General features: G+C 32.3%; 18 protein-coding genes and 2 other annotated features. Of the genes, 2 read left to right on the forward strand and 16 right to left on the reverse strand.

Annotated features, from left to right (window positions below; all coding sequences use genetic code 11):
* Positions 1-290 precede the first annotated feature (290 nt).
* Positions 291-1,946, reverse strand: coding sequence for a glutamine--tRNA ligase/YqeY domain fusion protein (locus tag K7H06_RS16650; protein ID WP_223037154.1), 1,656 nt, complete (start codon positions 1,944-1,946; stop codon positions 291-293).
* Positions 1,947-2,156: 210 nt separating this feature from the next.
* On the opposite strand from K7H06_RS16650, the gene K7H06_RS16655 reads away from it, so the two are divergent.
* On the forward strand, positions 2,157-4,178 hold the full coding sequence (locus tag K7H06_RS16655) for a sensor histidine kinase (RefSeq protein WP_223037155.1): 2,022 nt from the start codon (positions 2,157-2,159) through the stop codon (positions 4,176-4,178).
* A gap of 32 nt (positions 4,179-4,210) precedes the next feature.
* Here K7H06_RS16655 and cysS read toward each other — a convergent pair whose 3' ends face one another.
* The 9 genes from cysS to K7H06_RS16700 all read right to left on the reverse strand — a co-directional run bounded on the left by cysS (position 4,211) and on the right by K7H06_RS16700 (position 14,739).
* On the reverse strand, positions 4,211-5,608 hold the full coding sequence (gene cysS / locus K7H06_RS16660) for a cysteine--tRNA ligase (RefSeq protein WP_223037156.1): 1,398 nt from the start codon (positions 5,606-5,608) through the stop codon (positions 4,211-4,213).
* Positions 5,595-6,272 carry a serine O-acetyltransferase gene (gene cysE / locus K7H06_RS16665; RefSeq protein ID WP_223037157.1) on the reverse strand — a complete coding sequence of 226 codons (678 nt, stop codon included), beginning with the start codon at positions 6,270-6,272 and terminating at the stop codon, positions 5,595-5,597. The genes cysS and cysE overlap by 14 nt, the downstream gene beginning before the upstream one ends.
* A gap of 72 nt (positions 6,273-6,344) precedes the next feature.
* Positions 6,345-6,556 (reverse strand) — a binding site (T-box leader).
* Entirely contained in the window at positions 6,553-8,031 is a 1,479-nt protein-coding gene (gltX, locus tag K7H06_RS16670; protein ID WP_223037158.1) for a glutamate--tRNA ligase, read from the reverse strand. Its footprint overlaps the feature before it by 4 nt.
* 255 nt (positions 8,032-8,286) lie before the next feature.
* Positions 8,287-9,873, reverse strand: coding sequence for a proline--tRNA ligase (gene proS / locus K7H06_RS16675; RefSeq protein ID WP_223037159.1), 1,587 nt, complete (start codon positions 9,871-9,873; stop codon positions 8,287-8,289).
* 64 nt (positions 9,874-9,937) lie between these two features.
* Positions 9,938-11,380, reverse strand: a complete 1,443-nt coding sequence (gene proS, locus K7H06_RS16680) for a proline--tRNA ligase (RefSeq protein ID WP_223037160.1) — start codon at positions 11,378-11,380, stop codon at positions 9,938-9,940.
* Between the two features lie 83 nt (positions 11,381-11,463).
* Positions 11,464-11,684: a binding site (T-box leader), on the reverse strand.
* Positions 11,685-11,725: 41 nt separating this feature from the next.
* The gene (gene ispF / locus K7H06_RS16685; RefSeq protein WP_223037161.1) at positions 11,726-12,211 is read right to left on the reverse strand and encodes a 2-C-methyl-D-erythritol 2,4-cyclodiphosphate synthase; all 486 of its coding nucleotides are present in this window, start codon (positions 12,209-12,211) and stop codon (positions 11,726-11,728) included.
* Positions 12,212-12,221: 10 nt separating this feature from the next.
* Positions 12,222-12,923: a 2-C-methyl-D-erythritol 4-phosphate cytidylyltransferase gene (gene ispD / locus K7H06_RS16690; protein ID WP_223037162.1), complete on the reverse strand. Its 702-nt coding sequence runs from the start codon at positions 12,921-12,923 to the stop codon at positions 12,222-12,224.
* Positions 12,924-12,984: 61 nt separating this feature from the next.
* On the reverse strand, positions 12,985-14,109 hold the full coding sequence (locus K7H06_RS16695) for a PIN/TRAM domain-containing protein (RefSeq protein WP_223037163.1): 1,125 nt from the start codon (positions 14,107-14,109) through the stop codon (positions 12,985-12,987).
* Positions 14,110-14,262: 153 nt separating this feature from the next.
* Complete coding sequence (locus tag K7H06_RS16700; RefSeq protein WP_223037164.1) at positions 14,263-14,739, reverse strand: CarD family transcriptional regulator; 477 nt, start codon at positions 14,737-14,739, stop codon at positions 14,263-14,265.
* 276 nt (positions 14,740-15,015) lie between these two features.
* Between K7H06_RS16700 and K7H06_RS16705 the strand changes: the two genes are divergently transcribed.
* Entirely contained in the window at positions 15,016-15,411 is a 396-nt protein-coding gene (locus tag K7H06_RS16705; RefSeq protein ID WP_223037165.1) for a nucleoside triphosphate pyrophosphohydrolase family protein, read from the forward strand.
* 32 nt (positions 15,412-15,443) lie between these two features.
* Here K7H06_RS16705 and disA read toward each other — a convergent pair whose 3' ends face one another.
* The 6 genes from disA to K7H06_RS16735 all read right to left on the reverse strand — a co-directional run bounded on the left by disA (position 15,444) and on the right by K7H06_RS16735 (position 23,285).
* A complete protein-coding gene (disA, locus tag K7H06_RS16710) occupies positions 15,444-16,514 on the reverse strand; it encodes a DNA integrity scanning diadenylate cyclase DisA (protein WP_223040059.1) in 1,071 nt (356 codons plus the stop codon).
* A gap of 99 nt (positions 16,515-16,613) precedes the next feature.
* Positions 16,614-17,984 carry a DNA repair protein RadA gene (gene radA, locus K7H06_RS16715; RefSeq protein ID WP_223037166.1) on the reverse strand — a complete coding sequence of 457 codons (1,371 nt, stop codon included), beginning with the start codon at positions 17,982-17,984 and terminating at the stop codon, positions 16,614-16,616.
* Between the two features lie 134 nt (positions 17,985-18,118).
* Positions 18,119-19,000: a homoserine kinase gene (gene thrB, locus K7H06_RS16720; protein ID WP_223037167.1), complete on the reverse strand. Its 882-nt coding sequence runs from the start codon at positions 18,998-19,000 to the stop codon at positions 18,119-18,121.
* A 90-nt stretch (positions 19,001-19,090) separates the two neighbouring features.
* Positions 19,091-19,531: an ACT domain-containing protein gene (locus K7H06_RS16725; protein WP_223037168.1), complete on the reverse strand. Its 441-nt coding sequence runs from the start codon at positions 19,529-19,531 to the stop codon at positions 19,091-19,093.
* A 211-nt stretch (positions 19,532-19,742) separates the two neighbouring features.
* Complete coding sequence (locus tag K7H06_RS16730; RefSeq protein ID WP_223040060.1) at positions 19,743-22,190, reverse strand: ATP-dependent Clp protease ATP-binding subunit; 2,448 nt, start codon at positions 22,188-22,190, stop codon at positions 19,743-19,745.
* A 51-nt stretch (positions 22,191-22,241) separates the two neighbouring features.
* A complete protein-coding gene (locus tag K7H06_RS16735; RefSeq protein ID WP_223037169.1) occupies positions 22,242-23,285 on the reverse strand; it encodes a protein arginine kinase in 1,044 nt (347 codons plus the stop codon).
* Positions 23,286-23,294 lie beyond the last annotated feature (9 nt).

Genomic DNA, 23,294 nt, shown 5'->3' on the forward strand with positions numbered 1-23,294 from the left:
TAATTTTTGCTAACATGAAAGTAATTTCGTTCTATAACCCTTTACGATGAAAACTATAATAACTATTATCTATTTAAAGCAAACCTCACAATTATACATATTTATATAATTTTCAAATTATTTCTCGGGAAATAAATTGATTATGATTTATTTTTGTCTATTCCTGAAAACAGATTGAGTTTATAGTAGCTAATTTATAATTTTTTATAAATAAGCAACATAGAAATCAAATAATAGAATATAAAAATGCCGTCAATCTTTATATTTTTAAGATCAACGACATTTATTTTCTATTTTTTTAATTTAAAAGAACTCTTAAGGGATACAATTCTATTGAATACAATTTTTTCTTCTGTTGTAGTTTTTGGATCTACATTAAAATATCCATGTCTGAAAAATTGAAACTTATCTTGAGGTTTTATATCTTTCATGTTTGGCTCAATGAAACCTTGTATGATTTCTAACGAATTTGGATTCACACAATCTAAGAAAGTCTTATCAGAGCTTTGTTCTTCGTCTAAAATCAATGGCTCATATAGTCTAAATTCTGAAGGCAACGCATTTTTTGCATCTACCCAGTGAATCGTCCCCTTTACTTTTCTTCCTGTAAATCCTGTTCCACTCTTAGTCTCTTTATCATATGTACAATGAATTTCTACTACATTTCCATTTTCATCTTTGATGAAATCATTGCATTTAATGAAATATGCATGCTTCAATCTTACTTCATTACCAGGATATAATCGGTGATATTTCTTTGGTGGATTTTCCATAAAGTCTTCTTGCTCAATATAGATTTCTCTTGAGAATGGAATTTGTCTTATTCCCATTTCTGGATTTTCAGGGTTGATTTCCGCATCAAGCATTTCTACTGTATCTTCAGGATAATTTGTAATCACTACTTTTAGCGGTCTTAAAACTCCCATTGTTCTTGGTGCTTTTAGTTTCAAATCTTCTCGGATAAAATGCTCAAGCATCATAGCGTCTACTACACTATTGCTTTTGGCAATACCTGTTTCTTTAATAAAATTACGAATAGCCCCTGGTGTATATCCTCTTCTTCTTAATCCTGCAAGGGTTGGCATACGTGGGTCATCCCACCCATCCACACATCTTTCATCTACTAACTGCTTTAATTTTCTCTTACTCATTACCGTATTGGTAATATTTAGTCTTGCAAATTCAATTTGGCGAGGAGTATGTTCCATTTCACATTCGCGAACTACCCAATCATATAATGGACGATGATCTTCAAATTCTAAAGAACATAAAGAATGAGTAATTCCTTCAATGGCATCCTCTAATGGATGAGCAAAATCATACATTGGATAGATACACCACTTATCTCCCGTGTTATGATGAATCGTATGAGATATACGATATATTACTGGATCTCTCATATTCATATTTGGAGATACCATATCTATTTTGGCTCTTAACACTTTTGTGCCATCCTCAAATTCTCCATTTTTCATGCGCTCAAATAGATTTAGATTTTCTTCTATACTTCTTTCTCTATAAGGGCTCATCTTTCCTGGTTCTTTTAATGTTCCACGGTATTGTCTTATTTCTTCTGCTGTTAAATCACATACATAAGCCTTTCCTTTTTTGATTAATAATATTGCTCTATTATACATTTCTTCAAAATAATGAGATGCAAAATAAAGATCATTCCATTGATATCCAAGCCATTGAATATCTTCCTTGATAGACTTTACATATTCTGTATCTTCTTTTATTGGATTCGTATCATCAAAACGCAAATTTGTTCTACCACCAAATTCAGCTGCTGATTCAAAATCTACAAAAATTGCTTTTGCATGCCCTATATGTAAATAGCCATTTGGTTCTGGTGGAAAACGTGTAACGATTTTCTTATGTTTTCCTGATTCTAAATCATCTATAATAATATTTCTTATAAAATTTGATGAAGTTTTGTTTTCCATGGGTACACAACCTTTCTCCTTCATTCCTCTATTAAAATTATTAGTATTTTGAATATAATTATAACCCATTCATGTAAATATATCAAAAAAATTCATTTGTTTCTATAAATCTATTTATTTCGCTTTAAAAAAAGGGTTTTTTTGTAATATATGGAATATTATTAATGTTTTGTATGTTTTAAAATCTTTTTATCTATGGAGGAATAACAAATGATAGATATCAAACTCAATAATATGGAGCTTCATAATGAAATTTTACAAAATATTTATAAAAAAATACTTATTTTTCTATTTCCTGTTTTGGGAATAATCTATTTGGGCTTCAAAAATTATATTATATTTCACAGTTTTGTAGAAAGCTTTTGTACCGTTATTGGCCTTGGAATTACCATCATTGCTCTAAACACTTACAAACTAGGTACTAATAACCAATTTATTTTCTTAGGAATTACTTACATATTTATTTCTATATTCAATCTGCTCCACATCTGTTCTTTCTTCGAAATAAATATTTTTACCAACACCCCTAACCTTACTATTCAATTAGCAGCCGTAAAATGGTATATGGAAAGTATATCTTTATTTATTACAGTTTTATTTTTAAATAGAAAAATAAAACCCATGGCTGTATTATATATATATCCTATGATTTCTAGCTTATTATTAGTTTGTATTTTTTATTGGAGTATATTCCCTGTCTGTTATATAGAAGGATTAGGTGAAACTTTTTTTAAAGTATCTAGTGAATTTATCACAATAGGCATATATATATTAGCTATTATATTTTTAGTGAAACAACGACAATATTTAACCTTAAACGTCTATCATTTAATTTTCATTTCTATCCTATTGAAAATAGGATCACAATTTTCTCTTATATTCTTTAAAGACATATATGAATTACAAGACATCTCCTACCATATGTTGTCTCATATATTTAAATTATTTTCCTTTTATTTGCTTTACAAAGCCATTATAGAAACAGGTCTTAAAAAGCCCTATGAGCTTTTAAAAGAAAGTGAAGAAAAAAACAGAAAACTTATTGATCTTTTACCTGAAAGTGTTCTTGTTTGCAAAGAAGACCATATAGTTTATGCAAATGATGCTGCATTGAAATTAATAGGATGTACAAACACTAAAGAAATTTACAACACCCCTTATAGCCAAATTATAAGATTCCATAAAGATTACGAAAATATTATAAGTAAAAGGATAAAAAAATTAAAAACAAATGAAACAACCGTTGAATTTATAGAACATAAATTGATCCTTCCAAATAACAACATGATAGATACTGAAGTAGGAGGGTTTTCCTTTAAGTTTAAAGATGAATTTTACACTATAAGTATTATTCACGATATCAGAGAACGAAAAAAAGCTGAAGAATTGGAAAATAAAGTGGTAGAAAAAAATAAATTATTAAAAGAAGCCATGGAATACGATCGTTTAAAGACCGAATTTTTTTCAACCATCTCTCATGAATTAAAAACACCTTTAAATATTATTCTTGGAGGTGTACAACTATTAAATAAAACATACAGTGACTATTTGGAATGCTCTAATTGTCAATCTTTTGGAAAACATATAAAAATTATGAAACAAAATTGTTATAGACTCCTCCGATTAATCAACAATTTAATTGATATTACAAAAATGGATTCAGGATTCTTAAAAATGAATTTTAAAAACCATGATATTGTTAAGGTTATTGAAGATATTACCTTATCTGTTGCTGAATTTATCGAAAGCAAAGGTATTACCTTAATATTTGATACAGATATAGAACAAAAAATCATAGCTTGTGATGCAAACAACCTCGAAAGAGTCATGTTGAATTTACTTTCTAATGCAGTAAAATTCACAGAATCTAATGGACAAATTACAGTAAATCTATCGGACAAAGGTGAAAAGATTATGATCTCTATAAAAGATACAGGCATTGGAATTCCAGAAAATATGCTTCAAAAAATTTTCGAGAGATTTAGGCAAGTAGATTCTTCATTACATAGAAAAAATGAAGGTAGCGGTATTGGTTTATCATTAGTAAAATCTATTATTGATAGTCATAAAGGTAATATTACTGCTAAAAGTAAACATGGAAAGGGAAGTGAGTTTATCATTGAATTACCTTCTGATCTAATAGATGAGAACTTCCTCATAGAAGAAACTGCAGTTTCTAAAGAAACCAACGTAGAAAAAATCCACATTGAATTTTCAGATATATATTCATAAATTGATAGCCGATCCAACGGATCGGCTATTATCTATTTTTCTACATGCCATTTTACACCTTGTGGTGTATCCTCTAGGATAATCCCTCTAGCCTTTAAATCGTCTCTAATTTTATCTGCTAACGCAAAATTTCTGTTCTTTCTAGCTTCTTGTCTCTCTTTTACAAGTTTTTCAATTTCTTCATCTAATGTTTCTTGCTCTTTTGTAACAATTCTTAAGACATTGGTTAATTCCATAAATAAATCATAACTTTTTTCTATCAACTCTTTTGATGAATTTTCATCTATATTCGTATTCATCTCTTTTACTAATTCAAATACTGCTGCAATAGCATCTGCTGTATTTAGATCATCATCCATTACTGCAATAAATTTTTCTCTGTGCTTTTCAAAGCCTTTAAACATCTCTTTTTCTTCTTTACTCATATTCCCTTCTTCTACATTATCTAAAAGATGCTTTAAATTATTTTTTGCATTATACAATCTTTCTAAACCATTCTTAGCTTGTTCCATAAGCTCTCTACTAAAATTGATTGGATTTCTATATTGAGCTGACAATAAGAAAAACCTTACTACTTCTCCATCAAATTCTTTTAATACATCTCTCACGGTAAAAAAGTTGCCTTTAGATTTAGACATTTTTTCATTGTTTATAGTAATATATCCATTATGCACCCAATAGTTGGCAAATTGCTTTCCTGTACAAGCTTCGCTTTGAGCAATTTCATTTTCATGATGTGGGAAAATTAAATCTTGTCCTCCTCCATGAATATCAATGGTTTCTCCTAAATATTTTGTAGCCATAACAGAACACTCAATATGCCATCCTGGTCTACCTTTTCCCCATGGGCAACTCCATGCAATCTCCCCAGGTTTTTGACTTTTCCATAAGGCAAAATCTGTTGGACTTTTCTTCACATCATTTACTTCTATTCTAGCTCCTGCCTCTAAATCTTCTATGCTTTGCTTCGATAGTTTTCCATAGTCCTTAAATTTTGATGTATCAAAGTATACATCTCCATTTGCCTCATAAGCATATCCTTTATCTATCAAACTTTTTACAAAATTGATAATCTCATCAATATTTTCTGTTACTCTAGGATGTACATCTGCTTTTTTTACTCCTATAGCTTTTGCATCCTCAAAATATTTTTCTATATATTTTTCACCCACCTCAGATGGTGTAATGCCTTCTTCATTTGCTCTTTTGATAATCTTATCATCTACATCTGTAAAGTTTTGCACAAAGGTTACCTTATACCCTCTATACTCAAGGTATCTTCTTAATGTATCAAATACAACAAATGGTCTTGCATTTCCAATATGAAAATAATTATATACTGTAGGACCACAAGCATACATTTTTACTTCCTTTGGGTCTATTGGTATAAATTCTTCCTTCTTTCTTGTAAGTGTATTATATAACTTCATCTCTTTTTTCCCCCTCCTCAATTTTTTTCTCTAAATGAATAATTCTTTTTCTCAAGCATTCTAATTCTTGCATCATTGGATCTGGTAAATGTACTTGATCTAAATCAATATCAGGTTTTTGAATATTTCTTATTTTTACATTATCCTTTATGACAATACGCCCTGGTACCCCTACAACTGTACAATTGGGCGGTACTTCCTTTAATACAACAGAACCAGAACCTATTTTAGAATTATCCCCTACTTTAAAGGGTCCTAACACCTTAGCACCACTACTAATTACTACATTATTTCCTATTGTAGGATGCCGTTTACCTGTTTCTTTTCCTGTTCCTCCTAGGGTTGCTCCTTGATAGATGGTTACATCATCCCCTATTTCTGTTGTTTCTCCAATTACCACACCCATACCATGGTCTATAAAAAATCTTTTTCCTATTTTAGCACCAGGATGGATTTCTATACCTGTAAAAAATCTTGCTATTTGAGATATGAGTCTCGCAAGTACTACAAACCCTCTTTTATAAAGTCCATGAGCAATACGATGACTAATAATACTGTGAATACAAGGATAGCACAAAATTACTTCTATTCTACTCTTTGCAGCAGGATCTCTCTCTAGAACTGCTACAATGTCTTCATTAATCTCCCTTAAAAATTTTAACATATTGCCTCCTCCTTTCCAATATAATAAGTGGTAAAACTTGTTAAAAGTAAAATAAAAACCTTCATCTCTGTATACAGAGACGAAGGTTTTTCGCGGTTCCACTCTGCTTAGGGTTTCCCCTCAGCTTCTATTGCTATAACGGTGCTTACCGGCTGTTCCTACTAGTTTTCAGACAGCTGCTCCTAGGTGCACTTGGGTTTAATTAACCTTTAAGCTACTCTCAGCCAATGATAGCTTCTCTCTGTTAGGCGCTTTAAACTTACTCTCCTAATCCATGCATTTATATTAAGTTTGTTTTTACATATTCTATGCGAGATAATATATTTTGTTTCCCTAAAACTTTCATCATCAAATTTAAATCTGGTCCATGAACTTCTCCTGTTAATGCAACTCTTATAGGCATGAAAAGATTTTTTCCCTTATAACCAGTCTCTTTTTGAATAGCTTTTAATGCTGTTTTTCCAAAGCTTTCATCAATCTCTTCAGCTTCTGTAACCTTTTGCGCAAATACTTCTAATAAATGAGGGAGATGCTCAAGCTTTAATACTTCTTCTGCCTTTTCATCCTCTGGTGTTATTTCTGTTTTAAAGAAAATATCTACTTTATCTACAATTTCACCTGCAAAAGAAAGTCTATCTTGTACTAATTGTACTAGGTCTTTTAACCAGTCATATTTTTCTTTTGCTTCTTCTTTTGTAATATATGAAGCCTTTACAAGATGAGGAATTGCTAAATCTGTAAGTTCCTCAAGAGAAGCTTCTTTTACATAATGGGCATCAATCCAATTTAATTTATCTGTATCAAATACTCCACCACTCTTAGATACCCTCTCTAGTGAGAATTTTTTAATCAACTCTTCCATAGAGAAAATTTCTTGATTATCTTCTGGACTCCATCCTACAAGTGCTAAATAATTTACAAGTCCTTGCGGTAGATATCCTTTTTTCTTAAAGTCTTCTGCTGCCACATCCCCTTGTCGTTTACTTAATTTTTTTCTATCTTTATTTAAAATATTTGGAAGATGTACAAATTTTGGTGCTTCCCATCCTAATACTTCATATAAATATGCATGTTTAGGTGTTGAAATAATCCATTCTTCTCCACGAATTACATGAGTGATTTTCATTAAATGGTCATCTACAACAACAGCAAAATGATAAGTTGGAAATCCATCGGTTTTCATCAATACTTGATCATCTAAATCATTTGTGTTCACAACTACATTTCCTCTGATCACATCAGAAAAAGCAATTTCTCTATTTTCAGGAAGTTTTAATCTTACTACATATTCTTCTCCACTATCAATTCGTCTCTTGGCTTCTTCTATAGAAATATTTCTACAATGGCCATCGTATTTTGGTGTTTGGCCATTTTCTTTTTGCATATCTCTTACTTTTTCTAATCTTTCTTTAGAACAAAAGCAATAATATGCATGTCCATCTTCAATCATTTGGTCAATATATTTTTGATAAATTTCTAATCTTTCTGATTGAATATAAGGACCCATTTCTCCCTTTTGAACAAGTTTTCCATCCTGAAGAACTACACCTTCATCATGCTCAATGCCAGCCCACTTAAGTGCTTCAATCATATTCTCTATAGCACCTTCAACATATCTTGTTCTATCTGTATCTTCTATTCTTAGTATATACTTACCCCCACTTTGTTTTGCAAACAAATAGTTATATAGGGCAGTTCTTAAACTTCCTATATGTACAAATCCTGTAGGACTTGGTGCAAATCTAACTCTTACTGTCATACGAGTTCCTCCTAATTAAAAAAATCATTATCATATTTCTTAATTATATCTAAAAATACTTTACTTATCAACAATTTTGCCTTATATCCTATTTTATCCTCATCTTCATCTTATATGCTATTATATTTATTTTTTTTAAGCTTCCTTTTCTAATAACGCTGCTATAAGAATCTCACCCAATTAAATTTTGGATAATCTCTTCCTATGAGTGCAATTTGCTTCAGCTTTACTAAACAAATTCACTATGAATGTATTTTACTTTATACCAGCTTCCTTTAATGTCTTTAATACATTGGAAAGGGCTTTATTATAAGATAGTTCTTCTTTTTCTTCTTCATTCCTCAACTTATACTCCACAACGCCTTCTCCTGCTTTCTTTCCTACTACGATTCTAATGGGAATTCCTAATAAATCCGCATCCTTAAACTTCGCTCCTGCTCGCTCATCTCGATCATCTAATAATACCTCAATACCTGCGTCTACTAATTCTTTATATAAGCGCTCTCCTAAAGACAGCTGTTCTTCCTTCTTTTTGTTGACAATAGAAATAATCACATGAAAAGGTGCCACAGAAACAGGCCAAAGTATACCATGATCATCATGATATTTATCCACAATGGCAGCTAACGTTTTTGTCACATGGAGACTATAACTTCCCATAAAAACATTCTTTTCTTTTCCATCTTCATCAATATAAGTTGTTCCAACATGTTTACTATAATTTGTGTTTAGTTTTTTTAACCTTCCAAGTTCTATACCTTTCTGGATTTCTATATGCCCATCACATTTTGGACATTTGTCTCCTTCTTGAATCATAATAATATCTGCAATCACATCTGCTTTAAAATCCCTCTTATAATTTACATTCTTTATATGATAATCTGTCTTATTGGCACCTGCTACAGCATTTTTCATCTTTGTTACTTCAGCATCCACAACAATCACTACATCCTTTAGTCCTATGGGCCCTGCAAAACCAGTTTTAGCACTAGTGATGCGTTCTACATCCTCCCCTTCTGCAAAGGAAAGTGTCATAGGTTCTACATTCAAAACAGTTTCTAATTTGGCTAAATTTAATTCTCTATCTCCTCGAACAAAAGCTGCTATAAACTGATCTTTTCCTTTTAGTAGTAAACACTTCATTAATTTAGCTTCTTCTATATCTAAAAATTCATTTAATTGTTCAATAGTTTTTACATTTGGTGTATACACTTCTTCTAAGGCTTTCATTTCCTTTTCTTCATTTGCTAAATCCATACCACACATGGCTCTCTTTTTTAAAGCTTTATATCCACAAGATTTGCAAAGAGCAATCTCTTCTTTTCCCTCCTCTGAGAAAATCATAAATTTTCCAGATGTAATTTCTTTCTTATTGTGGATATCTAAAATTTTTTCTACAGATAATCCACACTTTTTAAATATTTCTTCAAAAATTGTGTGTATATATTGAAAATGCGCCTCGACCCCTTCTTTGTCCTTATCAAAAGTAATCAGTTCAAATGAAATACTTCCCTTTTTATCTACCTCATCTGCCCCTACCTTTACTTGATAAAAACCAAAAGGTAGCTCTTTATAGGATTTTAAATCTTTTTTTACAAGGCTAGCATAAGTTTTCTCATCCGATGGTAACAATATATTAAATTCTTGAACCCCTTCTTCTTCAAGCTTTTTCTTAAATACTGTTTTGACCTTCTCAATAACCCTATATCCTAATGGCAAATAAGCATAAGTCCCTCCAACCTTTCTCATCATACTCCCTCTAATAAGCAGTTTATCGGATATTTTTTCAATCTCTGAAGGCACTTCCTTTAAAGTATGTAGGTAAAGTTTTGATGCTCTCATTATTTTGCCCCTTTCCCTTTTAGTATATAAATCAAGGTGGTTATTTATATAACCACCTTGTGTCTTAATACGCTCTTGCTACGTATACCATATGTTTTGCTTCTTTTCCACAGAAATGACACTTATCCCCTAAATCTTCTTGCTCAAATGGGATACATCTGATTGTTGCACCTGTTTCTGCTTTTACATGCTCTTCACATTCACGATTTCCACACCACATAGCTTTTGCAAAGCCAGGCTTTTCTTCTTGTTTTTGTTTGAAATCTTCAAGACTCTCTACATAATAAGTTTTTTCTTCTCTGTAGTTACGAGCTTTTTCTAACATATTATCATGAATATCATCTAATAGTTTTGTCACAGTATCCTTTAATCCTTCCATTGGAACAGGTTGTTTTTCTAATGTGTCTCTTCTGAAAATCATTACTTGATTTTTTTCAATATCTCTAGGCCCTACTTCTATACGAATTGGAACACCTTTCATTTCCCATTCGTTGAATTTCCACCCTGGTGAATTGTTTTCATTATCATCAATTTCTATTCTAATATCTTCTCCTAAAGCTTTTTTCAGTTCATAAGCTTTATCTAAAACACCTTCTTTATGTTGTGCAATAGGAATAATAACTACTTGTGTTGGAGCTACTCTAGGAGGAAGTACGAGTCCCCTATTATCTCCATGAACCATGATAATTCCACCTATTAATCTTGTAGATACTCCCCAAGATGTATGATATGGATGCTCCATTTCACCATTTCTTCCTAAGAATGAAATATCAAAGGCTTTTGTAAAATGCTGCCCTAAATTGTGAGAAGTTCCTGCTTGAAGGGCTTTTCCATCATGCATCAATGCTTCCATTGTATAAGTAGCATGTGCTCCTGCAAACTTCTCTTTTTCACTCTTTCTTCCAGTTACAACAGGAATAGCTAATAAATCTTCTGCTGTTTCTCTATAGATATCAAGCATTTGAAGAGTTTCTGTTTGTGCCTCTTCTTCCGTTTCATGTAATGTATGACCTTCTTGCCATAAAAATTCAGAGGTTCTTAAGAAAGGTCTTGTAGATTTTTCCCATCTTACAACACTACACCATTGATTATAAAGGTACGGTAATTCTCTATATGAATTTAACCATTTTGAATACATAGAACAAATAATCGTTTCTGATGTAGGTCTTACGCAAAGTCTTTCTGCAAGCTTTTCGTCTCCTCCATGAGTTACCCATGCTACCTCTGGTGCAAATCCTTCAACATGTTCTGCTTCCTTTTTTAATAAATTCTCTGGAATCAATAATGGGAAATACATATTTTTATGTCCTGTATCTTTAAACCTTTTATCCATATATTTTTGAATGTTTTCCCAAATGGCATACCCATATGCCTTAATAACCATAAACCCTTTTACTGGTGAATAATCTACCATATCTGTTTTTTTGATAACATCTGTATACCATTGAGGAAAATCAACCTCCATAGGTGTAATATCTTCCACAAATCCTTTTTGCTTCTTTGCCATATCTTTTCTCCTTTCTTAATAGACCCATTTCTTTTTTTCATCAAAAGAATACACACTTTCATTAAAATACCCCTTCGTCTCTATATAGAGACGAAAGGGTATAATTTCCGCGGTACCACTCTAGTTAATTCAAAAGAATTCTCTTCACCTAGATCTAACGGTCTAGCTCCGTAAAGACTTACTAAATTTCCGTCTTAAGCTCCAGGGTAGGTTCAAAAAGATCTTTCTTACAAAGTCTCTCAGCCTATGAACTCTGCTCTCTTAAAGAATCATCCATCCTACTATTCCCTATCACAGCTTCTATCATTTTCAATTAAACTTAAATACATATTAACTAATCTTAGTCTATTTGTCAACAGAAAATCTTACAATACTTGCAATTGCTTGTGATGCAATCCCTTCTCCTGTACCTGTAAATCCCAAACCTTCTGTAGTAGTAGCTTTTACATTTACAGCATCCACTTCAATGCCTATAGTATCTGCTATATTTTTTCTCATTTGTTCTATATACGGAGCCATCTTAGGCTTTTGTGCAATAATCGTACTATCGATATTATTTACTTTATACCCAATATACTCTAACATATTATTCACTTCTGATAATAATTTTATACTAGAAGCCCCCTTAAACCGATCATCTGTATCTGGAAAATGCTTTCCAATATCACCAAGGGCTGCTGCTCCAAGCAATGCATCCTTGATAGCATGAAGGAGAACATCTGCATCAGAATGCCCCAAAAGACCTTTCTCATAAGGTATTTCTACCCCTCCTAATATTAATTTTCTTCCTTCCACCAACCTATGTACATCATACCCCATACCAATACGCATAGGACACCCCCTATTTTCTATTCTTTAAAATAGCTTCTCCTATATATAAATCTTCTGGTGTAGTTATTTTTATATTGTCATAACTACCCATTACTATTTTTACTTTTTTACCAAGTCTTTCAACTAACACTGTATCATCCGTACCTAGGTATCTATCTTCTATAGCTTTTTCATGGGCTTTTAACACTAACTTATAATCAAAGATTTGAGGCGTTTGTATGGCCCAAAGAGTCTTTCTATCTGGTGTATTTTTAATATTTTTTTCTTCATCAACTACTTTGATTGTATCCTTTACAGGTACACCTACCCCTATTGCTTCAAATTTTATAGCTTCATCTATACTATATAGAATAGTTTCTTCTTTTATAAAAGGTCTTGCTCCATCATGGATTACTACAAGATCACATCTTTTATCTACCACCTTTAGTCCATTAAATATGGACCCTTGACGCTCAGCTCCTCCAGCTATAACTTTTGATACTTTTTTAAATCCAAAAAAATTGATAACATTTTCTTTACAATATTCAACCTCATCAGGATGGATTACAACGATTATTTCATCTATCCCAAAACATTTATCAAAAGCCTCAATCGTATGGGCCAATACAGGTTTATGGCCAAGATTCAAATATTGCTTATTTACCTCACTATTCATTCTTTTTCCTTGTCCTGCTGCTGCAACAATCACTGAAACAAATCTTTCTTTTCTCAAAATTTTCACCTCTATCCCAAAACAAAACCCAGCATATGCTGGGTAATTTTATTATATAATATTATGCTGATTTATCAACCAACATTTTAGGTTTTGCAAAGATCATTCTTCCTGCAGCAGTTTGTAATACACTGGTGACAAGTACACCCATAGTCTCTCCTATATGTTTTCTTCCACCTTCTACTACAATCATTGTTCCATCATCTAAGTACGCTACACCTTGCCCCGATTCTTTTCCTTCTTTGATCACTTGCACGACCATTTCCTCTCCAGGTAGAACTACTGGTTTTAATGCGTTAGCAAGTTCATTAATATTAAGAACTGGTACTCCTTGTAGTTCAGCTACTTTATTCAAATTATAATCATTGGTTACAACTTTTCCTCCCAAGAATTGAGCAAGTCTTAGTAGTTTTATATCTACTTCTCCTACCTCTTCAAAATCCTTATCTGTAATTTTCACTTCTATAGGTAGCTCCTTTTGGATACGATTTAAAATATCTAAGCCTCTTCTACCTCTTGCTCTTTTTAAACTATCCGACGAATCTGCAATATGTCTTAATTCTTTAAGAACAAACTCTGGGATAACAAGAGGTCCTTCCATAAAACCAGTTTGAGATAGATCTGCAATTCTTCCATCAATAATCACACTGGTATCCAATACTTTAGGTATACTACTACTATTCTCTTTTTTTGTTTCTACCTTTTCCTTAGATGCTATATTCTTTTTAAACAGCATAGATATATTTCCTAAATCTTCTCTTTTCTTGCTTGCAAGGCTTACACCTAAATATCCTAAGAATATGTAAAGCATAATAGATAAAATCGGTCCAACTAATGGAATAGATATACCCATCAATAAACTACTAATCAAATAAGCAATCACTAGCCCAATGATTAATCCTACTGCTCCAATAACCATATCCATAGTAGGAATCTTTTGAAGCTCTCCCTCTACCCAATTTGCTGAACTTAAACCTTTTTCCATCAACCAAGGAGTAATAGTAAAAAATATAATTCCACCTGTAACCGCACCGATGATACTAGCAGTCATTACCATAATAGGTGTAATTTCTGGAATCTGCACAATTCCCTGAATTTTAGCCAGTTTTATTAAAAGCATGGCTACTGCATATCCCACGGAAGCACCTGCTAACGTTAATGCTCCTCTTACAATTTTGTTAAACATATCTTTCCACCTCCTATCTCAAAAGTATAACCATGCTAATTTTATTTTATAACTAAACACTACCTAATTTCAATAAAATTTGTATATTTTGGTAATAAAATATGCTCCATGACAAAAAATGAAGCGTCCTCATGACGCTTCACATAGTTAGAATTATTGAATAGCTGTATCAATTATGTCTTCAGCAACCTTTTCTTCTATGCCTCTAGCCAGTACGATTTCACTTATGAGGATTTGTTTTGCATTCGCTAGCATTTTTCTTTCTCCTGTTGATAGTCCTTTTTCTCTGTCTCTAAGGGTTAAATTTCTTACTACCATAGCAACTTCATAGATATCTCCACTTTTAATCTTATCCATATTTGCTCTATATCGTCTATTCCAATTTTTAGGCATCTTAGAAATATCATCATTCAATACAGCCACTACTTGGTCTACTTCCTTTAAGGATATAATTTCTCTTAATCCTATATCTTCTACGTTATCAAGAGGAATCATTACTTTCATTTCTCCTAGAGGCATCTTCATAATATAATATTTCCGCTTCTTCCCCAATATCTCTTTTTCTTCTATCGCTTCAATAATCCCCGCACCATGCATAGGATACACAACTCTATCACCGATATTGAACATTCAGCAAAACCTCCCACATTGTACATTACCTATATTCAGTATACAACAAGGGGTAGGGTTTTGTCAAGAAAATAATTATTTTACCATACGTAGTGTCTATTGTCAACTTTATTTTTTGAAATGGTAGTTCTATTTTTTTAAAATTTTACCACAAAACGAGCTCATCTTTCCTTTTCCTAACCTAAAAGTAAATTTAACCGAATAGCCTTTAATTTTCCCCTATAATATGCTAGAATAAACTTAAATCAAACTTATTGTACAGAGGTGATAAAATTAATGAAAGATTCTATTCTGCATAAATTTCAAGATAGTGTTTCAGAAGTATTAATCCGACATAAAAGTATGCTAGACATTATATCAAAATATCAAGAGAGCTGTGCAAAAGTAAATAGATCCATCATAAAAGCTGCTACAAATTGTGGTTGTATTCATATAGATGCTAAAGCACAAAATATTCCAAAAGACATCTCTTATGAAGAACTAAAAGATTTTATGGATAATCACGTTTCTGGAGAGCTTTGTGATATTTGTAGAGACAAAATCAATGAAGAAATGGGGCACCATTTATTCTATCTTGTAGCCATTTGTAATACACTTGATCTTGATATCCATGAAATTTTAACAAAGCAATGCAAAAACATAGAAACACTTGGAAAATATGGACTATATTAAAAACACCAATAAATATATTGGTGTTTTTTTATCTAACGAATATGTCGATCTAATAAAACCTGTTCTTGTACCCTTCTTAACCCTTCTTTAATAGCCCTTGCTCGAATCTCTCCAATTCCTTCTACATCATCTAGTTCTTCTATTGATGCTTTGAGTATCTTTTGAAAATCACTAAAATGATTAACCACATTTTGAATGACAGACATTGGAAGCCTTGGTACTTTACTTAAAATCCTAAATCCTCTTGGTGAAACAGGTGTATCTAATAAATCATTCAAAGCTCCCTGATAACCCAAAATCTTTCCAATATTAGATAAGTCTAATAGTTCCTCAGACGATAAATTTTTAATTTGTCTACTCACGGTATTGTAATCTATAGATTCATCCTTCACCATATAGTCTTCAACTACATATTCCCCATCTTCTTTTACATTAGCTAGTAATTCCTCTAACTGCATGCTTACAAGACGACCTTCATTCCCCAATTCACTTATATATTTATCTATTTCTGAAACAATACGCATAACCATTTCCGTTCTTTGAATAACTATAGCTACATCTTGGATTGTAGCCAAATCTTCAAATTCCAATCCACTTAAATTAAGCATTGCTTGATCTAAGACTTTTCTATATTTTTCTAAAGTTTGAATGGCTTGATTTGCTTTATTTAAAATTTTATTGGTATCTTGGACAATATACTTAGAATATCCTTTGTAAATCGTTATGATATTTCTTCTTTGTGAAATAGATATAACAATAAGCCCCGTCTGACGAGCTACCCGCTCAGCTGTTCTATGTCTTATACCCGTTTCTGAAGAGGGAATGGAAGGGTCCGGAATTAATTGTGTATTCGCATATAATATTTTCTTTGCATCAGAACTTAATATAATTGCACCATCCATTTTTGCAAGTTCATACAAATACGCCGTTGACAAATCAACATTTATGTAAAAACCTCCATCTACAAGGTTCATTACTTCTTCATTATCGCCTATAACAATCAAAGCTCCTGTTTTAGCTCTTAAAACATTTTCAAGTCCTTCTCGTAAAGAAGTACCTGGGGCTAATCTCTTCATAGATTCCATTATGCCTTGTTCTTTCATTTTATCTTCTTTTACCAATGGTATTGTCCTCCCAATCTTATTTCTCCTATCTTTCCTATTATATTATATCTATGCATCCCAATTAAAGAACTATTTCATTTAATTTTCAAAAAACATACAATCTATGGCATCTTTTAAAGAATTTGCTCCTATCAATCGAATTGATTCATCTAACTTTAATTTTTTTATGCTCTTTTTAGGCAATATACACTTTTTAAATCCCATTTTTGAAGCTTCTTTAATCATTTTTTCTATATTGGAAACAGATCTTAATTCTCCAGTAAGTCCAATTTCTCCAATGGCAATAGTAGTAGTAGTATGAATATCTACTCCTCGCATACTAGAATAAATAGCAAGAGCTACCCCTAGATCTGATGAAGTTCCTTCAGGCTTGAGTCCTCCAACTACATTTACATAAACATCTTGATTCATAAGAGGAATGCCTACCTTTTTTTCTAAAACTGCTAAGATCAAATTCAATCGATTTAAATCAATGCCAATAGCTGCTCTTCTTGCAAATCCTAGATTGGTTGGTGCAACCAATGCCTGAATCTCTAAAAGAAGAGGTCTTGTTCCTTCTAGGCTACTAATCACAATAGATCCTTCTGTATCTGTAAGTCCTTCTAAGAATACTTCTGATGGATTCGAAACTTCCATCAAACCTTCTTCTCTCATTTCAAAAACACCAATTTCACTAGTTGTTCCAAAGCGATTTTTTAAAGCTCTCACCACCCTAAACTCTTGGGTTCTTTCTCCTGTGAAATGAAGTACCGTATCCACAAGATGCTCTAACATCCTAGGTCCTGCTAGTTCTCCTGTTTTGGTCACATGTGCAACAATAAAAATAGGAATACCTTTTGTTTTGGCTATATGCATAATATGATTGGTACATTCTCGCACCTGAGAAACACTTCCAGGAGCAGAGGACAAATCTGGTTTAAAAAGGGTTTGTATAGAATCAACAATCACAAATACAGGTTGTAGTTCTATCATATATTCTTTAATCACATCCACATTTGTTTCCGATACAATCATTAATCGATCTTCTATTGCATTTAATCTTTCTGCTCTCATTTTTATTTGCTCTTCTGATTCTTCTCCTGAAATATAAAGAACTGTGCCATATTCTTTTGCTATGTTGCTGCTTGCTTGTAGAATCAAAGTAGATTTACCAATTCCAGGCTCTCCTGATATTAAAGTTAATGCTCCCTTTACCATTCCTCCTCCTAAGACACGATTGAGTTCTTCAATATGAGTATCAAATCGATCATAAGAACCAGACTTTATTTCTTTAATGGGTAAAGGTTTTGTGGAACTTGTAATGGTTGGTGATTTTTTATATTGGTTGATTGCTGCAATCCGTTCTTCTACCATTGTATTCCAACTGCCGCATACACATTGTCCCATCCATTTAGGACTTTCGTAACCGCAATTTTGACATACAAAAATAGTCTTATCTTTTTTCGCCATATATTCCTCCAAATTCCAATCATTCTCTTATAACAACTATATCCTTTCTATTCTGATTTTATACTTTCATTCTTCAATAGTCAATGAATCAACAGTATGAAAAAAGGCTTTATGGATCAACTCCATAAAACCTTTTAAAAAAACATTGCACCTTCCATATCTACTGCTAATACTTTAATTTTCCAATTACCTTCAAGGGTCTCCAAAAATTTTTTCATTTTGGGTTCAAAGTCAGCATTTTTTTCATCAATGATAGCCATCAAGGTAGATCCTGATCCACTGATGAATTCTGCTTTAGATCCTAAATCTTGAGAAGCTTTAAAAATATCATCTATATTAGGAATTAAGTTAGCTCTAAAAGGTTGATGAATTCTATCCTCTGTGGCCATTCTTAAATGTTCAATTTCTCCACTATTCATACTAGATACAAGCATTGCTACTCTTGAAATATTAAAAATGCAATCCTTTTTACTATACTTTTCTGGAACAACCTTTCTTGCTTCATTTGTAGAAACAGTAAAGTCAGGAATCATGACTGCAAATCTTAAATTCTTTGGAACATTCACTTTAGAATGGATTACTTTATCTTCTTCATAAATAGATACACTCATTCCCCCAGTAGCTGCTGGTACAATATTATCCGGATGTCCTTCCATCTCAGTCCCTATTCGTATGATATCATCTTCTCTTAACATATCGTTCATCAATTTATTAGCAATCATAATACCAGCAACAATACAAGTTGCACTACTCCCTAATCCTCTACTCATAGGAATATCTATTTTCTTTGCAGTAATTTTTAATCCATCTGCCTTTTTTCCATAGAAATCTAATGTTTTCTTCATACTTGTATATACTAAATTTTCTTGTAGTGGAATTTGTCCAAATCCCACTGTTTCTATTCCTTCATTTATTTTTTCTACTTCAAACTCATTATATAATGTAAGTGCCATCCCAAGGACATCATATCCTGGTCCCATATTAGCTGTTGTTGCTGGTACTTTTATTTTAAACATATTTATCACCTATCCATTAATCTGTTTTTTTACTCTGTCAAGCTAACCTTTTATTTCTTTTGTATTTCATTCTAAATTTAGAATTTTTCCTTATTCCATAGCAATTAACTCAACCTTAGATGTTCCATCTCGACTCCTTAGTTCTTCTAAAATCTCATCTATTCCCATACTCGCTTCGGAAATATCAAATGTGATACTTACATTGGCAATCCCATTAATGGGTATATCTTGATTGATAGTTAGTATATTCACATTACAATCTGCCATTACATTTAATAGATCTGATAGATTTCCTGGTGTATGATCTAACAATAAAGTGATCGTTGCCTTTTGTCCTCTACTCCCTTCAGATGGGGTAGAAATAAAATCTTTATATTTATAATAAGTACTTCTACTAATTCCTGTCATTTGAGTTGCCTCCGTTACCCCTCTTGCTTTCCCTGTTCTTAGTAACTCTTTTGTCTCCAATACCTTTTCATAAATATCTGGCAAAATAGCTGTATCAATAATCAAGAATTTTCTATCTGTCACTTATCCCACCTCACTTGTTCGTTAACAAAACACATTTGTCTACCACGTACGAACTTTCCTTTATAATATTAACATATTTTTATAACCTGTACAACACTTTTTATCCAAACCGTAATAAGATTACTCCCAATTCAAAGCTCTCATCTAAATAATAAGTAGTTGACAAAAAAATACCATAATAATAAAGCTGCACTTTTATGCAGCTTTATTATTATTTTCCTAATTTTAGCTTATTTTTAAATACAATTTGATCATTTTCTACGTCTACAAAAATATCATCATTTTTTGAAATATTTCCCTTCAATATTTCTTCAGACAAAGCATCCTCTATCATTCTTGTAATAGCACGTTTTAATGGTCTTGCACCATATTCTTGGTCAAATCCTTTTTCGCCTAGAAGTTTCTTAGCCATTTCTGATGTTTCAAGTTTTATATTTAATGCACTCATTCTTTTTGCTAAATCTTTGATCATCAATTTTACAATTTCATTAATGTGTTCTTTCTCTAAAGGATGGAAAACAATCACTTCATCAATTCTATTTAAAAACTCTGGTCTGAAGCTTTTTCTTAATTCATTCATCACATTTTCTTTCATTTTTTCATAAGCAGTTTGTTTTTCATCCTCTACTGCTCCTGCAAATCCTAGTGTTTTTTGTTTTCTAATGGTATGTGCTCCTACATTTGATGTCATAATGACTACCGTATTTTTAAAATCAACTACTTTTCCCTTTGCATCTGTAAGCCTTCCATCATCAAGGATTTGAAGCAAAATATTGAATACATCTGGATGAGCTTTTTCAATTTCATCAAACAACACAACAGAATAAGGCTTTCTTCTTATTTTTTCAGTGAGCTGTCCTCCTTCATCATATCCTACATATCCTGGAGGTGAACCCACTAAACGAGATACAGCATGTTTCTCCATATATTCAGACATATCAATACGAATTAAACTATCCTCATCTCCAAACAAAGCTTCTGCCAGTGCTTTAGACAGCTCTGTTTTTCCTACTCCAGTAGGCCCTAAAAATATAAACGAACCAATGGGTCGTTTAGGGTCCTTAAGCCCTACGCGAGCCCTTCTTACTGCTCTTGCAATAGCTTTTACGGACTCCTCTTGCCCAATGACTCTTTTATGGAGAATTCCTTCCATATTCAAAAGCTTTTCTGACTCTTCTTGAGCAAGTTTTTTAACTGGAATTCCAGTCCAACTAGCTACAGTTTCTGCAATTTCTTCTTCTCCAACAGTTGCTTTTTTATTCCCTATTGTCTTCCAATTATTTTTTCTATTTTGCAGTTCTTCTTTTATTTGTTTTTCTTTATCTCGTACTTTAGCTGCTCTTTCAAAGTCTTGAGCACTAATAGCCTCTTCTTTCTCCTTTTCAAATTCTTCTATTTTTTCTTCTAAATCCTTTAATTCTGGAGGTTGGGTTACTATTTTTAATCTTATTCTCGATGCAGCTTCATCAATTAAGTCTACTGCTTTATCTGGTAAAAATCTATCTGTAATATATCTATGAGAAAGATTTGCAGCAGCTTCTAATGCTTGATCTGTAATTTTTACATTATGATGGGCTTCATATTTATCCCTTAACCCCTTTAAAATTTGTACAGTTTCTTCAATACTTGGCTCTTCCACATGAATAGGTTGAAATCTTCTCTCAAGGGCCGCATCCTTTTCAATATGCTTTCTATATTCATCTAAGGTTGTTGCTCCAATAGCTTGTAATTCGCCTCTAGCTAAAGCAGGTTTTAAGATATTTGATGCATCAATAGCACCTTCTGCAGCACCAGCTCCAATAATAGTATGCATCTCATCAATAAATAGAATAACATCTTTTGCTTCCCTTAATTCAACCATGACTTTTTTTAATCGATCCTCAAATTCACCACGATATTTTGCTCCAGCTACCATAGAAGCTAAATCTAGGGTAACTACCCTTTTATCCTTTAATGTCTCTGGAATATCCCCTGCAATGATTTTTTGAGCTAACCCTTCTGCAATTGCCGTTTTTCCTACTCCAGGTTCTCCAATTAAACAAGGATTATTTTTTGTTCTTCTACTCAATATTTGTACTACTCTTTCTATTTCTTTGCTTCTTCCTACTACAGGATCTAATTTACCTTCCCTTGCCATCTCTGTTAAATCTCTTCCATATTCATTTAATGTAGGTGTATTTTTCTTATTTGACATACGAGTATTTTCCCCTGTATTATTAGGATTTGAATTTCCTAAAAGTTTCATTACTTCATCTCTTGCCTTTGTAAAGTTCACACCACTATCTATCAAAATTTTTGCTGCTACACCTTCACCTTCTCGAATCAGTCCTAAAAGCAAATGTTCTGTTCCTATATAATTATGTCCAAGTCTTCTTGCTTCAGCAAAGCTAAGCTCGAATAATCTCTTTGTTCTAGGCGTAAAACCTAATAATTGTGGGTCAGACTCATTTCCTAATCCAATAATATTTTTAATTTTTTCTTTTACCTTTTCTAATTTTACTCCCATATTCGTCAAAGCTTTTGCTGCAATCCCTTCCCCTTCTTTTACTAATCCTAGTAAAATATGTTCTGTTCCAACATAATTATGTCTAAGGCTTTTTGCTTCTTCTTGTGCAAGAAAAACTGATTTTTGGGCTTTCTCTGTAAATCGGCTGAACATATCCATACAAAACACCTCCTAGTATATTTATCTTTAACCATTTTTCCTCAATTATTCACATATGTTATTATTACCCAGCTTTTCTCTTACCAAACTCCCACGCCTAATATCTCTTTCATTGCTACTCAAAGGTTTTCCAGCTATTTCTTGTAGATAGGCTGATTGTGTCATGACCATAATCTCATTGATATTATCCATGTGAATTTCTTTTAATATTCCTGTATCTATCCCCAATCTTACATTTGATAAAAGCTTCATACACTCCTGTGAACTTAAGATTCTTGCATTACATAAGATTCCAAAAGACCTATAAATCTGATCTTCAAGCTGCATTCCATTATTAGATAAAAGGGTACTTCTTGCATCTCTTTCCTTTTGAATAATCTGCCTTGTCACATCCTTAAGATTTCCAATAATATCCTTTTCATTTCTTCCTAATGTAAGTTGATTTGATATTTGAAATAGATTTCCAATAAATTCAGTTCCTTCTCCATAAATTCCCCTTACCGCTAAGCCAATCTGACTTGCAGCTTGAAGGATTCTATTAATATATCCTGTCATCCTAAGAGCTGGCAAATGTACCATTACGGATGCTCGAATCCCAGTTCCTACATTTGTAGGACAAGAGGTTAAGTATCCTAGTTTTTCATCAAAAGCATATTTTACTTCCTCTTCTATCACATCATCCATCTTATTAGCTACTTTAAATGCTTCATCTAATTGAAATCCTGGAAGCAAACATTGGATTCTTATATGATCCTCTTCATTAATCATAATACTTACAGATTCATCTTTATTTAAAAGAACTGCACCCTTTTCATAATTTGTAGCTAAATTTGGGCTAATTAAATGTTTTTCTACTAAAACCTGTCTTTCCATTTGAGAAATTTCTTCTAATGTAATCAAGTCAAAATCATTCCTAAAAGGGTTATTTCCTTCAAGTATTGCATGAGACACAACTTTAAAAACCTCTTTGCTTTTCCCTTTTGTAAGAGCTATGGGGAAGGGGAATTGTTCTACATTTCTAGCTAGTCTTATCCTACTGCTGATAATAATATCATTATCGGGTCCTACTTGCTGTATCCACTTTGTCATGACAACACC

It is taken from the genome of Crassaminicella profunda (assembly GCF_019884785.1).
Classification (GTDB): Bacteria; Bacillota; Clostridia; order Peptostreptococcales; family Thermotaleaceae; genus Crassaminicella; species Crassaminicella profunda.

Coding starts and splice junctions, on each gene's coding strand:
- thrB (WP_223037167.1), bottom strand. CDS start 19,000: ATGTTTAAAATAAAAGTACCAGCAACAACAGCTAATATGGGACCAGGA.
- K7H06_RS16730 (WP_223040060.1), bottom strand. CDS start 22,190: ATGTTCAGCCGATTTACAGAGAAAGCCCAAAAATCAGTTTTTCTTGCA.
- disA (WP_223040059.1), bottom strand. CDS start 16,514: ATGAAAGAACAAGGCATAATGGAATCTATGAAGAGATTAGCCCCAGGT.
- K7H06_RS16695 (WP_223037163.1), bottom strand. CDS start 14,109: ATGTTTAACAAAATTGTAAGAGGAGCATTAACGTTAGCAGGTGCTTCC.
- proS (WP_223037160.1), bottom strand. CDS start 11,380: ATGGCAAAGAAGCAAAAAGGATTTGTGGAAGATATTACACCTATGGAG.
- proS (WP_223037159.1), bottom strand. CDS start 9,873: ATGAGAGCATCAAAACTTTACCTACATACTTTAAAGGAAGTGCCTTCA.
- gltX (WP_223037158.1), bottom strand. CDS start 8,031: ATGACAGTAAGAGTTAGATTTGCACCAAGTCCTACAGGATTTGTACAT.
- K7H06_RS16655 (WP_223037155.1), top strand. CDS start 2,157: ATGATAGATATCAAACTCAATAATATGGAGCTTCATAATGAAATTTTA.
- K7H06_RS16705 (WP_223037165.1), top strand. CDS start 15,016: ATGAAAGATTCTATTCTGCATAAATTTCAAGATAGTGTTTCAGAAGTA.
- K7H06_RS16735 (WP_223037169.1), bottom strand. CDS start 23,285: ATGACAAAGTGGATACAGCAAGTAGGACCCGATAATGATATTATTATC.
- cysE (WP_223037157.1), bottom strand. CDS start 6,272: ATGTTAAAATTTTTAAGGGAGATTAATGAAGACATTGTAGCAGTTCTA.
- K7H06_RS16650 (WP_223037154.1), bottom strand. CDS start 1,946: ATGGAAAACAAAACTTCATCAAATTTTATAAGAAATATTATTATAGAT.
- radA (WP_223037166.1), bottom strand. CDS start 17,984: ATGGCGAAAAAAGATAAGACTATTTTTGTATGTCAAAATTGCGGTTAC.
- cysS (WP_223037156.1), bottom strand. CDS start 5,608: ATGAAGTTATATAATACACTTACAAGAAAGAAGGAAGAATTTATACCA.
- ispF (WP_223037161.1), bottom strand. CDS start 12,211: ATGCGTATTGGTATGGGGTATGATGTACATAGGTTGGTGGAAGGAAGA.
- K7H06_RS16700 (WP_223037164.1), bottom strand. CDS start 14,739: ATGTTCAATATCGGTGATAGAGTTGTGTATCCTATGCATGGTGCGGGG.